The organism is Klebsiella sp. Lac1 (assembly GCF_009825425.1).
In the GTDB taxonomy this organism is placed as follows: domain Bacteria; phylum Pseudomonadota; class Gammaproteobacteria; order Enterobacterales; family Enterobacteriaceae; genus Klebsiella; species Klebsiella electrica.
In genome coordinates this window covers 187,965-202,616 of sequence record NZ_VJZJ01000002.1, presented here as the reverse complement: position 1 = coordinate 202,616, position 14,652 = coordinate 187,965, and the positions used below count along the sequence as shown (strand labels likewise).

The 14,652-nt window shown below is 57.7% G+C and carries 13 protein-coding genes and 3 tRNA genes; 10 read left to right on the top strand and 6 right to left on the bottom strand.

Going from position 1 to position 14,652, the window contains the following annotated elements:
- Position 1 precedes the first annotated feature (1 nt).
- Complete coding sequence (tsaE, locus tag FNY10_RS16370; RefSeq protein ID WP_160702503.1) at positions 2-460, bottom strand: tRNA (adenosine(37)-N6)-threonylcarbamoyltransferase complex ATPase subunit type 1 TsaE; 459 nt, start codon at positions 458-460, stop codon at positions 2-4.
- A complete protein-coding gene (gene nnr, locus FNY10_RS16365) occupies positions 453-1,964 on the bottom strand; it encodes a bifunctional ADP-dependent NAD(P)H-hydrate dehydratase/NAD(P)H-hydrate epimerase (RefSeq protein WP_160702505.1) in 1,512 nt (503 codons plus the stop codon). The genes tsaE and nnr overlap by 8 nt, the downstream gene beginning before the upstream one ends.
- Positions 1,965-1,977: 13 nt before the next feature.
- Here nnr and queG point away from each other — a divergent pair, with 13 nt between their 5' ends.
- The 7 genes from queG to FNY10_RS16330 all read left to right on the top strand — a co-directional run bounded on the left by queG (position 1,978) and on the right by FNY10_RS16330 (position 10,401).
- Complete coding sequence (queG, locus tag FNY10_RS16360; RefSeq protein WP_100685550.1) at positions 1,978-3,117, top strand: tRNA epoxyqueuosine(34) reductase QueG; 1,140 nt, start codon at positions 1,978-1,980, stop codon at positions 3,115-3,117.
- A gap of 578 nt (positions 3,118-3,695) precedes the next feature.
- Positions 3,696-4,181: a MarR family winged helix-turn-helix transcriptional regulator gene (locus FNY10_RS16355; protein WP_131049390.1), complete on the top strand. Its 486-nt coding sequence runs from the start codon at positions 3,696-3,698 to the stop codon at positions 4,179-4,181.
- 14 nt (positions 4,182-4,195) lie between these two features.
- Positions 4,196-5,026: a p-hydroxycinnamoyl CoA hydratase/lyase gene (locus FNY10_RS16350; RefSeq protein WP_100685549.1), complete on the top strand. Its 831-nt coding sequence runs from the start codon at positions 4,196-4,198 to the stop codon at positions 5,024-5,026.
- Positions 5,027-5,124: 98 nt separating this feature from the next.
- Positions 5,125-6,609: an AMP-binding protein gene (locus tag FNY10_RS16345; RefSeq protein ID WP_160702507.1), complete on the top strand. Its 1,485-nt coding sequence runs from the start codon at positions 5,125-5,127 to the stop codon at positions 6,607-6,609.
- A 43-nt stretch (positions 6,610-6,652) separates the two neighbouring features.
- Positions 6,653-7,666, top strand: coding sequence for a SphA family protein (locus FNY10_RS16340; RefSeq protein ID WP_131049388.1), 1,014 nt, complete (start codon positions 6,653-6,655; stop codon positions 7,664-7,666).
- Positions 7,667-7,773: 107 nt separating this feature from the next.
- On the top strand, positions 7,774-9,246 hold the full coding sequence (locus tag FNY10_RS16335) for a benzaldehyde dehydrogenase (RefSeq protein ID WP_160702509.1): 1,473 nt from the start codon (positions 7,774-7,776) through the stop codon (positions 9,244-9,246).
- Positions 9,247-9,267: 21 nt separating this feature from the next.
- The gene (locus FNY10_RS16330) at positions 9,268-10,401 is read left to right on the top strand and encodes a zinc-binding dehydrogenase (protein WP_160702511.1); all 1,134 of its coding nucleotides are present in this window, start codon (positions 9,268-9,270) and stop codon (positions 10,399-10,401) included.
- A 129-nt stretch (positions 10,402-10,530) separates the two neighbouring features.
- On the opposite strand, the gene FNY10_RS16325 is transcribed toward FNY10_RS16330, so the two are convergent.
- The 3 genes from FNY10_RS16325 to FNY10_RS16315 form a co-directional block, all read right to left on the bottom strand.
- Positions 10,531-10,606, bottom strand: a tRNA-Gly gene (locus tag FNY10_RS16325).
- Between the two features lie 24 nt (positions 10,607-10,630).
- A tRNA-Gly gene (locus FNY10_RS16320) sits at positions 10,631-10,706 on the bottom strand.
- 23 nt (positions 10,707-10,729) lie between these two features.
- Positions 10,730-10,805 (bottom strand) — tRNA-Gly (locus FNY10_RS16315).
- Between the two features lie 285 nt (positions 10,806-11,090).
- Here FNY10_RS16315 and FNY10_RS16310 point away from each other — a divergent pair.
- Entirely contained in the window at positions 11,091-11,825 is a 735-nt protein-coding gene (locus FNY10_RS16310; protein ID WP_160702513.1) for a transporter substrate-binding domain-containing protein, read from the top strand.
- Positions 11,826-11,863: 38 nt separating this feature from the next.
- Here the strand turns inward: FNY10_RS16310 and orn are convergent, their stop codons facing one another.
- Positions 11,864-12,409: an oligoribonuclease gene (gene orn / locus FNY10_RS16305; RefSeq protein WP_100685744.1), complete on the bottom strand. Its 546-nt coding sequence runs from the start codon at positions 12,407-12,409 to the stop codon at positions 11,864-11,866.
- Positions 12,410-12,569: 160 nt separating this feature from the next.
- Here orn and rsgA point away from each other — a divergent pair, with 160 nt between their 5' ends.
- Together rsgA and asd are read left to right on the top strand one after the other, a co-directional pair.
- Positions 12,570-13,631 (top strand): small ribosomal subunit biogenesis GTPase RsgA, encoded by a 1,062-nt coding sequence (gene rsgA / locus FNY10_RS16300; RefSeq protein WP_100685745.1) that lies wholly within the window; start codon positions 12,570-12,572, stop codon positions 13,629-13,631.
- Between the two features lie 94 nt (positions 13,632-13,725).
- Positions 13,726-14,652: an archaetidylserine decarboxylase gene (gene asd / locus FNY10_RS16295; protein WP_131049385.1), complete on the top strand. Its 927-nt coding sequence runs from the start codon at positions 13,726-13,728 to the stop codon at positions 14,650-14,652.

Below are 14,652 nucleotides of genomic sequence, written 5' to 3'. Positions count from 1 at the left end.
TTCAGGCTAAACGCGTCAATAAAGACTCACCCAATGCAGAGACCGCCGTTACGCGCGCCTCACGCCCTTGTGCCTGATACGCAAGATGGATTTCGACATCCGGCTCAGGCAAGACACCCGCACCTTGTTGCGGCCACTCCACCAGGCAGATGGCGTCGTTAGCAAAATAATCACGGATCCCCATAAATTCGAGCTCTTCAGGGTCCGCCAGACGATACAGGTCAAAGTGGTACACCATCAGATTGTCGAGCGTGTAGGGCTCCACCAGCGTATAGGTCGGGCTTTTGACATTCCCGCGATGGCCGAGCGCGTGCAAAAAGCCGCGGCTGAAGGTCGTTTTCCCCGCCCCTAAATCGCCATACAGATAGATAACCGTCGCGCCAGTACAGGCCTGCGCAATACGGTCACCAAGGTCTAAAGTTGCCTGCTCATCGGCTAAAGAAATCACTCGGTTAATCATGGTTCAGGTCAATCACATCCGGGTTAACAACACGCCTGAGCGTGGAAAAGAGATCGGTCGCCAGCATCCCGCGGCTGCCATAACGGGCAGCCAGGCGATCAGCGGCTTCACCATGCGCCACACAACCGGCGCAGGCAGCATCATACGGCGTCAGCCGTTGTCCTGACAGCGCGGCGATAATACCGGTCAGCACATCGCCCATTCCGCCGCTGGCCATCCCGGCATTGCCGGCATCGATAATAGCCATCTCGCCTGCTTCGCTGGCCACTACCGTGCCCGCACCTTTCAGCACGACCACACCTCCGTACCGTTTTACCAGACGTTGCGCAGAAAGTAAGCGATCGCTTTCAATTTCTGCTACGTTGCAGTTCAACATACGGGCGGCTTCACCGGGGTGCGGCGTCAGCACACGATTGTGACGTTTATCGGGATTGATTGCCAGCAGGTTCAACGCATCCGCATCCCATACCATCGGCTTGCGACAATCCCGTACCTGGCGCAGCGCCTGGGCTCCCCATTCGTTTTGCCCAAGGCCGGGGCCAATCGCCACCACATCGGCCCATTGCAGACTGTCATCAACACTCTGCGCCGTCAGCTCGTGGACCATTAATTCAGGTCTGGCGGCGACAACAGGGGCAATGTTTTCTTTGTGAGTGAGCACTCGCACCAAACCCGCGCCTGCGCGTAATGCCGCTTCACCGGCCATGCGGATAGCGCCGGCGGTACCGCGATCGCCGCCGATAATCACCAGCTTACCGTGATCGCCCTTATGCGATGTCGGACGCCTGGGAGGGAGCCAGTCGGCCAGTTGTGACGCATCGAAACGCCGTAGCGGCACCGTCTGCGCGGCCAGCCAGTTTTCGAGTCCCAGCGCGTGGTAGTACAGGCGGCCAACCACATCCCGGGCTTTACCCGTCAGCAGCCCGGGCTTGAGGCCGATAAAGGTGATTGTGCAGGCCGCATCTATCACCGCGCCGGGGGTGCTACCGGTTTGCGCATTGAGTCCCGAGGGGATATCCAGCGCCAAAACCGGCGCAGGATGCGCATTCGCACGCTGGATTAAGGTCGCGATATTTTCCCGCGGAGCGCTATGCAGCCCGGTGCCAAGCAGCCCGTCGATAATCAGAGAGATATCCTGTGGCCAGGGAATATCCGCGGCGTGAATGGTGCCACCGGCGCTCAGCCACGCATCACGCGCGGCGCGGGCTTCTTCCGGCTGCGGTTTTTCGCTCTCAAGGGCCAGCAGCGTGACGGCGATGCCGTCGGCCTGCGCCAGGCGTGCCACCACGTAGCCGTCACCACCGTTATTGCCATGACCGCAGAGGATAAGCCAGTGCCGGCTGGCAGGATAGTCGGCTCGCGCCCGCTGAAAAGCCGCTTCCCCGGCCCGCATCATCAGCTCAAACAGCGTCAGGCCCAGACTGTCCGCCGCCGCTTTTTCCGCGCGCCGCAGCGCATCCGCCAGCCAGATGAAGTGTGGTATACTTACAGGGTTTTTCGTCATTGTATGGTCCATCATGTCTCAGCCCCTCGATCTCAATAAGTTAGCGCAGCAAATCAAGCAATGGGGCACTGAACTGGGGTTCCAGCAGGTCGGGATTACCGATACCGATCTCAGCGCCAGCGAACCTAAACTGCAGGCATGGCTGGATAAACAATACCACGGCGAGATGGAATGGATGGCGCGTCACGGCATGATGCGCGCCCGTCCCCATGAGCTCCAGCCCGGTACGTTACGCGTGATCAGCGTGCGGATGAACTATCTCCCCGCCAACGCCGCTTTTGCCCGCACCCTGAAAGATCCCTCGCTGGGTTACGTCAGCCGGTATGCCCTCGGGCGTGATTATCATAAGCTGTTGCGTAACCGCCTGAAAAAACTTGGAGAGCTGATTCAGGAACAGTGTACTTCGCTCAATTTTAGACCGTTTGTCGATTCCGCGCCCATTCTGGAGCGCCCTTTGGCGGAAAAAGCGGGGCTTGGCTGGACCGGCAAGCACTCGCTGATCCTTAACCGCGATGCCGGATCGTTCTTTTTTCTCGGCGAACTGCTCGTTGATATTCCGCTGCCCATCGACAGCCCGGTGACGGAAGAGTGCGGCCGTTGCGTGGCCTGCATGACTATCTGCCCCACCGGTGCGATTGTCGAACCCTATACCGTTGATGCCCGCCGCTGTATCTCTTATCTGACCATTGAGCTGGAAGGGGCCATTCCCGAGGAGCTTCGCCCGCTTATCGGTAACCGCATCTACGGCTGCGATGACTGCCAGCTGATTTGCCCGTGGAACCGCTTCTCGCAGTTAACCGACGAAGCGGATTTCAGCCCACGCCAGGCGCTGCATGCGCCGCCGCTGATAGAACTGTTTGCCTGGAGCGAGGCGCATTTTCTGAAGGTGACGGAGGGGTCTGCCATCCGCCGGATTGGCCATCTGCGCTGGCTACGCAATATTGCCGTCGCATTGGGCAATGCGGCCTGGGATGAGGCACATCTTACCGCGCTGGAAAGTCGCCGAGGTGAGCACCCACTACTCGATGAACACATTGAGTGGGCGGTGGCGCAACAAATTGACAAACGCAATGCCAACGTCGTCGAAGTGCAATTGCCGAAGAAACAGCGTCTGGTCCGGGTGATTGAGAAAGGGTTGCCGAGAGATGCCTGATTCATTCACAGGCTGTGAATAAAAACAAAAACACATTGCGTTTCAACACGCAGACGTTCGTCAAGTGATCGCATTAACACTTTGGAATGAAATTTTATTATTAAATATCAAATAGATATATTTATATCATTCAAAAACTGAAGTTTTTCGACGTCAGACGGCGAGAGTTTAATCTGTGGATAACTCTGTTTACAGTATTTTTCTTTCGACAGTGGAAAGCATCCCCTGTGCGACTTTGCACTGTGGATAAACTCAATTCGTGGAGAAATGCGGATGCTGGAAATAAACGGGCTGCTTGCCTCTAACCTTTTGATTTCACGATATTTTTTGAAATACGGACGGCAGAGAGGTAAGGATTATGGACTAGCTTCACGCGGATAGCAAGCCTTACGCCAGAAAAATTTCCCTCCAGCGGATACCCCGCACGACAGGTCCCACCGCAGCAGCAAATCCAGAAGCGACGGATGCAGTCCCTGTCGTCGATAGAAAACCCGCTTAATTGTTCAAAAAATAAACTTGCAATATTCGTTTTCCTCCACCTATATTGTATCCACTGGATACAATATAGGGAATGCACAATGCCGTCACCGCAACTCAACAACGACATCGGTTACCAGCTACAGCTCGCGACGTTGACGTCCAATCACGAGGCAAGGCAGGAGCTGGTCGATCTACAACTGACCCCCGCTCGCGTCACCGCCCTGGTCCATATTCGCGAACAACCAGGCTGCGATCAGACTGAGCTAGGCCAGCGGCTGCTCGTTAATCGCGCGGCAGGGATGAAGATAGCAAACGCACTCGCTGAAGCCGGTCTGATCGAGCGCAGTGAAGGGCGCGATCGTCGCAGCCGCGGCCTGACTCTGACGCCGCACGGAAAACAGGTGCTCACCGATGCCACCCACCGGCTTGCGCGAGCCAGCGATCGAACCTGTCAAGGTTTGACCGCAGAGGAGCGTGAGCAACTGCTACACCTGCTCCAGAAACTCAATGCCTCAAGACCGTCGGAGATGGCTCAATCCCCGGAGACTGAGGATGTATCCACCCCCCTTCCCAGCTTGCCGTAACAGGAGAGAACGCTATGAACGAGAAAGATGTCGTGTCGGTCCGTATCGAAGATCGTATCGCCTGGGTCGATTTCGCCCGCCCCGACAAGCGCAATGCCATGAGTCCAACGCTCAACCGCCGCATGATGGAAGTACTTGATGAAATTGAATTCGACGATCGGATCGGGGTGCTTGTACTCGGTGGTGAGGGGTCGGCCTGGTCTGCGGGAATGGATCTGAAGGAGTACTTCAGGGAAACCGAAGCTCAGGGGCTGCGCGGCACCCGGCAGTCCCAGCGTGAGTCCTACGGCTGGTTCCGCCGTCTGCGTTGGTTTCAGAAACCGACCATCGCGATGGTTAACGGCTGGTGCTTCGGCGGCGGCTTTGGTCCCCTGTTCGCATGCGACCTTGCCATCGCGGCCGATGAAGCCCAGTTCGGCTTATCGGAAATCAACTGGGGAATTTTGCCCGGCGGTGGCGTCACCAAAGTCGCGGTAGAACTGCTCCCGTTTCGCGACGCGATGTGGTTGACCCTCACAGGAGAACGAATCGACGGCAGGAAGGCGGCCGAATGGCGATTGGTCAATGAAAGCGTACCGCTGGAACAGCTGAAGGAACGTACCCGCGAGGTTGCCGAACTGCTGTTGAAGAAAAACCCGATCACACTCAAGTACGCCAAGGATGCGGTACGCCGCGTCGGTGCCATGACCTACGACGAGGCGGAAGACTACCTGGTTCGCCTGCAGGAAGCGGCCAACAGCTTCGACCCTGATGGCCGCAAGGAAGGTATTCGCCAGTTCATTGATGAGAAGAGTTACAAGCCGGGGCTCGGCGGCTACGACGTGAGCAGAAACAAACCGGGGTAATACCGTCTACCGCAGGTGTCCAGAAACCTGCGGGTGCAGAAGCCTGGCGACGCGTCGCCAGTCCATGTCTGTGGTTCAATAATGAGGATCTCAGCACCATGTTTCTACCCGATGATTCAATTTCGCTACATGCGCGCCTCTCCCCGACCCGGTTGGCAGCGCGCGATCTAAGCACTGGACAAACATGGACCTATGCTGACCTCAATGGCCTCACCGATCTGCTGGCAGCGCAACTGCGTGAACGGGGTTGCCAGCCCGGCGATCGGGTGGCGGTTCTGGCGCGGAATTCCGTTTCACTGGTCGCCCTCCACTTTGCCTGTTCGCGTGTCGGGGCCATCTATGCCCCGCTGAACTGGCGACTCAACGATAGCGAACTCCAGTCGCTGATAGCGCTTGCTGAACCCCGGCTGCTGCTGGGTGACGGCATGGCTGCACGCTTTCCCGCCGCCATTGCGCTGGACAGTTTCGTGCGCGAAGCCAGCTTACGAGCGCCCTTAGCGCAGGGCTTTGCGTCCGGGCCCGATCGCCTCAGCGTGCTGCTGTTTACTTCCGGGACATCAGGCCAGCCTAAGGGCGTAATGCTGACCGAAGACAATCTACGGCAGAGCGCGATCAATTTCAGCGCCTGTACCCGGGTAGGGCCCGATAGCTGCTTTTTATGCGATGCCCCGATGTTCCACGTCATTGGCCTGGTCATCAATATCCGATCCGCGCTTATGCATGGCGGTTCCATCCTTGTGTCAGATGGATTCGAGCCGGAACGGACCCTGAACTGGCTGTCGGACCCGCAGCTTGCTGTCAGTCATTATGTTGGCGTCCCACAAATGATGGAGGCATTCCGCAGCCAGCCCCAGTTCGACCCGGCCCCATTACGCCGCCTGACGGCTGTGGTGACCGGTGGCGCCCCCCACCCGGTCAACAGCCTCGTTGCCTGGCTGGACGACGGCGTAGCAATGGTACCCGGCTTTGGCATGAGTGAAGCCGGAACGGTATTCGGCATGTCGGTCGAGAAAGAGGTCATTCGCACCCGCCCTGGATCCGTCGGCTTGCCAGGACCGACTGTTCAGACGCGTATTGTCGACATTGACGGGCATGACTGCCCGCCCGGAACGCCCGGCGAATTATGGCTACGCGGTCCTAATCTTTTTTCCGGTTACTGGCGGGATGCGCAAGCCACCGACAGGGCGTTTGATGCCCATGGCTGGTTTGCCACTGGCGACGTTGTTCTGTGCGATGAAGAGGGCTTTTTCTGGATTGTCGATCGCAAGAAGGACATGTACATCTCCGGCGGAGAAAACGTCTACCCGGCCGAAATCGAGAGGGTACTGGCACAATACCCGGCTATCGCCCAATGCGCGGTCGTCGGCGTACCCGATCCCCAGTGGGGAGAGGCCGGGTATCTGGCGGTCGTTGCCGCACAGTCCGAATTACGGGAAGACGAGGTGCGAGCGTTTCTGAGCGCACGTCTGGCCCGCTACAAGATCCCCCGATATATCCAGATCGTAGCCGAACTCCCGCGCACGGCGACCGGAAAACTACAGAGAGCGCGGCTCAGAGAATTGTTCCGCAACGCGGAACATTGACGCCGACACCAGATCGGCCACCACGCCTCAGGAGGATTCTGTCATGCAACAAGCAGCCTGCCGCCGCTCGATACGGTCCATGATACCTCACCCGCATGTCTGGTTACCGTCAGCGCTGGCGCTGGCGTCCTGCCCGGCGCTTGCCCAGGACGTCCCGCAGTCCGTCTCCATGCCGACGGGTATCAACACAGGAGGGACCAGTTTTCTGGATGGCTTCACCCGCACAACGCCTGGCTGGGGAATGGCCCTTTACCTGCGGCATACCCATGCGAATGCGATCAAAGACCGCGATGGCAAAGACTCTCCCGCGTTTCGCGATCCCCGGATCGACGTCACGGCAGGTCAGGTCCAGTTCATCTACGCCAGCGATCGCAAAGTCTTCGGCGGAGTGCTCGGTCTGAATATGATCGGCACCCTGGTGAATCTGGACAGTTCATTTGCCCATGACAGTCCGGCGAAGCTCAGCGATAACGGTTTCGGGGTCGGAGACTTCACTTTCGGCCCTTACATTCAGATGTTACCGGTGATGCGCGACGGAAGACCGGTGTTTTCACAGCGTTTCGAACTCAGCGCTATTGCGCCGGTCGGTAGCTTCGATCGTAGCCGCAACCTCAACCAGAGTTCCGGACAGTGGTCGGCATCGGCAGTGTGGGCCATGACCGTACTGCCCACACCGGAGTGGGAACTGAGTACCCGTCTCAACTACATCTACAATTTCCGTACCAGCAAGGCCGCGAATGTACCGGAACTCAACGGATTTCGCTTTCACAACGGTCAGGCCGGCGACGCGGCATGGGTCAACTTCGCCGCCTCCCGCGAGATCATTCCCGACGTACGCCTGGGGATAAACGGTTACTACCTCAGACAATTACACGATGACCGAACCAACGGTCAGCGCGTGCAGGGAACGCGCCAGAGCGGGTTCTACCTGGGGCCGGGGGCGTCGTGGAAGTGGAAGAGCGGTGATCTCCTTAACGTCAATCTGTATTTCCCTATAGAGGTCAAAAACGCCAGCGCGGGTAGCAGCCTGAACGTGCAGTACATTCATACCTTTTAAAAAATGGCGCTGCGATCGGCGCATACAGGTCAATCATACGATCCGTGGACAGAGGCTTCCCGTCTGGAAGGGTTACTGGCCACCTGTTTAAAACTGGAGCTATCAGCATGAATCAGCACGCCCTTACCATCGTTAATGTTGCCCGCTGGAACGGATGCCTTTTCAACGGCGAGTGGATTGCCTCAGGGTCCGGTACGCTGCAGGTGCAAGAGCCCGCTACCGGACAGCCTCTGCATGTTGTCGGACGCGCCGGGGCCGAAGAGGTCGCAACTGCCGTTATCGCGGCTCGCGCGGCGCAACGAGACTGGGCGGCCACACCGCCGCGTGAACGCGCGGCGGTCATGCTGCGTGCCGCCCAGGCCCTCGACGCCGAACGCGCGGAAATTGCCGCCTTAATTGCGCGGGAGACCGGCGGGGTTTTCGCCAAGGGTCAGCTGGAGGTTGCCGAAGCCATCGTCCAGTTCCAGAAAGCGGCCGCCATTCCGCTGCAGCCATCAGGGGAGGTCCTACCGAGCCGATCGGGGCGGCTGAGTCTCGCGCGACGCCTGCCGCTTGGCGTGGTTGGCGTGATCTCACCTTTCAACTTCCCGCTGGTATTGGGTCTACGCTCCGTCGCGCCAGCGCTGGCGCTTGGCAACGCGGTGATTCTCAAACCGGACCCCCGCACCCCCTTCAGCGGCGGCGTCGCGATCGCCGCTGCGCTGGAGCAGGCCGGACTGCCCAAAGGGCTGCTGCATATGCTGCCCGGCGCAGCCGATGCCGGACAAGCGCTTGTGGAGGCCCCTGGGGTCCCGATGATTGCCTTTACCGGTTCAACGGCGGCAGGACGCAAGATCGGTGAACTCGCCGGTCGCCACCTGAAGAAGGTTTCGCTGGAGCTGGGGGGGAAAAATTCGCTGATTGTTCTTGATGATGCGGATATCGATCGCGCGGCATCAGCGGTGGCGTTTGGCGGATGGTTCCATCAAGGGCAGATCTGTATGGCTACCGGTCGCGTCCTTGTACAGCGCTCGCTGGTTGCTGAACTCACCCGTCGCCTGGTCGAAAAAGCCTGTCGATTATCCGTTGGCGATCCTGCGACAAGCCAGGCTGCGCTCGGCCCAGTCATCGATAAACGTCAGCTCGAACATGTGGTTGAGGTGGTTCGTGATTCTGTCGCGCAGGGGGCGGTGGTTGAGGCGGGCGGCACGTATGAAGGCTTATTTTACCTGCCAACGGTGTTGTCGGGAGTGGCTCCCGGCATGCGGGCCTATCAGGAAGAGGTGTTTGGGCCTGTCGTCAGCGTTATCCCGTTTGATACCGATGAGGAGGCCATCGCGCTGGCCAATGACACTGAATATGGTCTGTCCGTCGGCATTCTTTCCGGCTCGGTCGGGCGTGCTCTGGCGCTGAGCGAACGTCTGAATACCGGCTTGCTGCATATCAACGACCAGACCGTTGTTGACGAAGTGGTTAACCCTTTCGGCGGCAGCGGTGCCTCCGGTAATGGTACCAGCGTCGGCGGGAGCTCGGATCTTGATCTCTATACCCACTGGCAATGGGTCACGATCCAGGACCAGATCCCACAATATCCGTTCTGACCTGAACCAGGAGACATGTTTATGCCTGACATCCTTGCTGCCGTCGCCCGCATGCCGGGTGGCGAACTGTCGCTGGAAACCCTCTCTATCGACGAGCCTCGCGCCAATGAGATCCTCGTACGAGTGGTGGCCACTGGCGTTTGCCATACCGATCTGGTCGCTCGCGATCGGCAATTACCGGTCCCCTTCCCGGTGGTCCTCGGTCATGAGGGCGCCGGCATTGTCGAGAAGACCGGCAGCGCGGTGAGCAAAGTCGCGCCCGGCGATCCGGTCGTCATGACCTTTGCTTCCTGCGGTCACTGCCCGAGTTGTCTGGATCATGCCGCGGCCTATTGTCACCAGTTCTTTCCACGGAACTTCTTCGCCGTCCGCCCGGATGGCAGCACGACTCTGTCGGCCGCAGGCGAGAAGATACACGGAAATTTCTTTGGTCAATCTTCCTTCGCGACATTCGCCATCTGCGATGAGCGCAATATCGTCAAGGTCCCCGCCGATGTGCCGCTGGAACTCCTTGGTCCCCTGGCCTGTGGGATTCAGACGGGTGCCGGTTCAATCCTCAATGTATTGCGCCCTCAGGCCGGAGAACGCATTGCGGTGTTCGGCGTCGGTTCCGTCGGTTTAAGTGCGATTATGGCCTGTCGGCTGGTTGGCGCAGGCACAATCATCGCTGTAGACCGGCATGACAGCCGTCTCGCCTTAGCGAGGGAACTGGGGGCGACCCACACGATCAACGGCGGTGACAAGGATGCCGATGAAGAGATCCGCGCCATTACCGGCTACGGTGTGGATTATGCGCTGGATACCACCGGCAACGCGCTTGTCGTACGCCAGGCCGTCGAATCACTGGCTCCGCGTGGAGTCTGCGGCATTGTCGGCGCATCAAACCAGGAAGTCACCTTAGACCTGACCCGGCTGATGTCGGCAGGTCGCAGCGTGCGGGGCATCGTTGAGGGCGAAAGTACCCCGGACGTCCTTATCCCTCGCCTGATCGATCTTTACCGCCAGGGGCGTTTTCCGTTCGATAAGCTGGTGACGTTCTACCCGTTCGAACAGATCAATCAGGCCATCCACGATTCCGAACGAGGCGTAACGGTCAAGGCTATCGTTCGCATGCCATCCTGTTTCACGCAGGCGGTGCCGACGCATCGGTGTTGATGAGCTTAAAAATGGATAGTAAATATCACAGGAACAGGGGTTTTTAGTCGACGCAGCATGGATGAAAAGAGGCGTTATGCTCTGTTTCCAGTGGCCTATGGATTGTGTGGAATTTTATGGAAGTAAATCTGGAGCGGGAAACGAGACTCGAACTCGCGACCCCGACCTTGGCAAGGTCGTGCTCTACCAACTGAGCTATTCCCGCTTGGGTGTGGTGACTTTCAAATTTTGGAGCGGGAAACGAGACTCGAACTCGCGACCCCGACCTTGGCAAGGTCGTGCTCTACCAACTGAGCTATTCCCGCTTGGGTATGGTGCTTTCAAATTTTGGAGCGGGAAACGAGACTCGAACTCGCGACCCCGACCTTGGCAAGGTCGTGCTCTACCAACTGAGCTATTCCCGCGTACTTCTTGCCATATTTTTATGGCGTCGTGATGTGCATTTCTGCTTCGTCACGGGAGGCGCATTATACGAGAATTCGATTTACCTGCAACCCCCCAGCGAACACTTTTTTGCGTTTTTTGTCTGAATGGACATTTTATCGCCAGACACACTGCCAAATTGTACAAATAAGCATCTGACAAGGCAAAATAACTTTTTCCAGCCGGGCGAAAGGCGCAAAATCGCTCAGATTTGCGGGTCCGCTACCCGCTAACGGTCAATAACCATGACATACAGGGAAATTCAGATGACAAGAGCGCTTTCCGTCCTGCTGCTGACCACGCTGCTTGCTGCAGGGGCAGCATCCGCGACGACGCTACATTTCGGCACCACGACGGCCAATCCGCCCTTTGAAACCGTGAATGCGAAAAACCAGCCCTCGGGATTTGATATCGATCTGGCCAAAGCGCTGTGCAAACAGATTCAGGCCGAATGCAAATTTACCCCTCAGGACTTCAATACCCTGATTCCCGCGCTGCGTTTTAAAAAATTCGATGCCATCATTGCCGGCATTGAAGTTATTCCCATGCGCGAAAAGCAGGTCGCCTTTACCCAGCCCTATCGTCAGACGCTCTCCGGCGTGGTGGTGACGGCAAAAGGGGCGGCCCATCGCTTCGCCGATCTGCAGGGCAAGAAACTCGGCGTCGTGAAAGGTACTGTCCACCAGCACTATCTGCACGATACACAAAAAAGGGTCAACGTCATCGGGTACGACAATGACGCCAGCGCATTGGCCGCGTTGAAAGACGGGAGCGTGAATGCCGTGATGGGCGACCAGACGACCCTCGCCCCGTGGCTGCAGGATAATCCGGATTACGCCATGATGGATGAACGCGCGACCGACCCGAAATACTACGGCAAGCAATATGCCATTGCGGTACGTAAAGACGATCCGGAGCTGCTCAATGCCATGAACGCTGCGCTGGAGGTGGTTAAGGCATCGCCTGACTTCCAGGCGATGGAACAGAGGTGGTTTAAATAAGCTAGCGACGCCGGGGCCATTGGACCCCGGTGCCGGTATTACAGCTTGATAAAGTTCTCGCGATAGTAGGCCAGCTCCGCTACCGACTCGCGGATATCATCCATCGCCTGATGGGTACCCTGCTTTTTAAAACCACTAAGGATTTCCGGCTTCCAGCGGCGCGCCAGCTCTTTCAGCGTGCTGACGTCAAGGTAGCGGTAGTGGAAATACGCTTCCAGCTCCGGCATATATTTGAACAGGAAGCGGCGATCCTGACCAATGCTATTCCCGCAAATCGGTGATTTCCCCGCAGGAACCCACTGCTTGAGGAATTCAATCGTCGCCAGTTCCGCTTCGCGATCGCCCTGGGTGCTGGCCTTAACGCGTTCAACCAGTCCGCTTCCGGTATGCGTGCGCACGTTCCACTCATCCATCAGCGCCAGCTGCGCATCGGACTGGTGAACCGCAATCGTCGGCCCTTCCGCCAGAATATTCAGGTGCGCATCGGTCACCAGAGTGGCGATTTCAATAATGCGATCGCGCTCAGGATCCAGCCCGGTCATTTCGAGATCGATCCAAATCAGGTTGTTTTCATCTGCACTCATGCTATTTTCCACCCATAATTTTACAATTCTGGCCCGTAAAACTTCAGGATGCAGGCAAAACAACGTACCAGCATCTTGCAAGATGACGGGTCGATATTCATCTTAGATAGCGTGTATCATAGAGGTTTTGCCCACTCAGGGCGACCAGGAGCCAGTTCGATTGAGTAAAAATAAACTCTCCAAAGGCCAACAGCGCCGCGTGAAGGCCAACCACCAGCGCCGCCTGAAAACGACTTCGGAGAAGGCCGATTACGATGACAACCTGTTTGGTGAAACCTCTGAAGGGATCGTCATCAGCCGCTTTGGCATGCATGCCGATGTCGAATCCGCCGATGGCAGCGTTCACCGCTGCAACATTCGCCGCACGATCCGTTCGCTGGTCACCGGCGATCGCGTCGTCTGGAGACCCGGTAAAGATGCCGCCGACGGCGTCAATGTGAAAGGGATTGTCGAAGCGGTACACGAGCGGACTTCCGTCCTGACTCGTCCGGACTTTTACGATGGCGTTAAGCCTATCGCCGCCAATATCGATCAGATAGTGATTGTTTCCGCGATCCTGCCCGAGCTGTCTCTGAACATTATCGACCGCTATCTGGTCGCCTGCGAGACGCTGGACGTTGAACCGCTGATTGTGCTCAATAAGACCGACCTGCTGGATGCCGACGGCATGGCCTTCGTGAACGAGCAGATGGATATCTACCGCGGCATCGGCTATCGCGTACTGATGGTTTCCAGCCGTACTCAGGATGGCCTCAAGCCGCTTGAGGAAGCGCTCACCGACCGTATCAGTATCTTTGCCGGGCAGTCCGGGGTGGGGAAATCCAGTCTGCTGAACGCGCTGCTGGGTCTGCATGAAGATCAGATCCTGACCAATGACGTGTCTGACAACTCAGGACTGGGCCAGCACACCACCACCGCCGCGCGCCTCTATCACTTCCCGCACGGCGGCGATGTCATTGACTCCCCTGGCGTTCGCGAATTCGGCCTGTGGCACCTGGAAGCGGAACAAATTACCCGCGGCTTTGTCGAATTCCATGATTATTTAGGCCGTTGTAAATATCGCGACTGCAAGCATGATACCGATCCGGGCTGCGCCATTCGTGAAGCGGTAGAAAATGGCCACATCGCCGAGAGCCGTTTTGCAAACTATCACCGTATTCTGGAAAGCATGACTCAGGTGCAGGTAAAAACGCGTAAAAGCTTTTCATCATCCGATGACTGACATTTAAGCTGAGCATCGTTAGAATCGTCCCCTTTTTTCAGGGCCCCGCACGTTGACGGGGTCAGGAACGACAAATCATGGCCTGGAGGCTACCTTGTTAAACGATCTTAAACTTTCACTGCAATACATTCTGCCTAAACTGTGGCTCACCCGCCTCGCAGGCTGGGGTGCGAGCAAACGGGCGGGTTGGCTGACAAAGCTGGTCATCGATCTGTTCGTGAAATGCTACAAGGTCGATATGAAAGAGGCGCAAAAGCCCGATACCGCCAGCTACCGTACCTTTAACGATTTCTTCGTGCGCCCGCTGCGCGAAGATGCCCGTCCGTTGAACACGGACCCTAACGTGCTGGTCATGCCTGCCGATGGCGTTATCAGCCAGCTGGGCGCTATCGAAGACGACAAAATTTTGCAGGCCAAAGGCCACAACTACACGCTGGAAGCGCTGCTGGCGGGGAACTACCAGATGGCCGATCTGTTCCGCAACGGCACCTTCGCCACCACCTACCTGTCGCCGCGTGACTACCACCGCGTGCACATGCCGTGCAACGGTATCCTGCGTGAAATGATCTACGTTCCGGGGGATCTGTTCTCCGTTAACCACCTGACCGCACAGAACGTTCCGAATCTGTTTGCCCGTAACGAGCGCGTCATCTGCCTGTTTGATACTGAGTTTGGCCCGATGGTGCAAATTCTGGTGGGGGCGACAATTGTTGGCAGCATTGAAACCGTGTGGTCCGGTACGGTGACCCCGCCGCGTGAAGGCGTCATCAAACGCTGGACCTGGCCGGCGGGCGACAGCGAAGGTTCCGTCGCGCTGCTGAAAGGCCAGGAGATGGGCCGCTTTAAGCTCGGTTCGACGGTAATCAACCTGTTTGCCCCGGGCACAGTGCAACTGGTTGAACAGCTGCACAGCCTCTCCGCTACCCGACTCGGCCAGCCGCTGGCGACGGCCGTAGAGACCATGTCCGCGAGCGCAGACGACGTCAGCCCACTGAGCGACGCGACGCAAGACGAAGGTTAA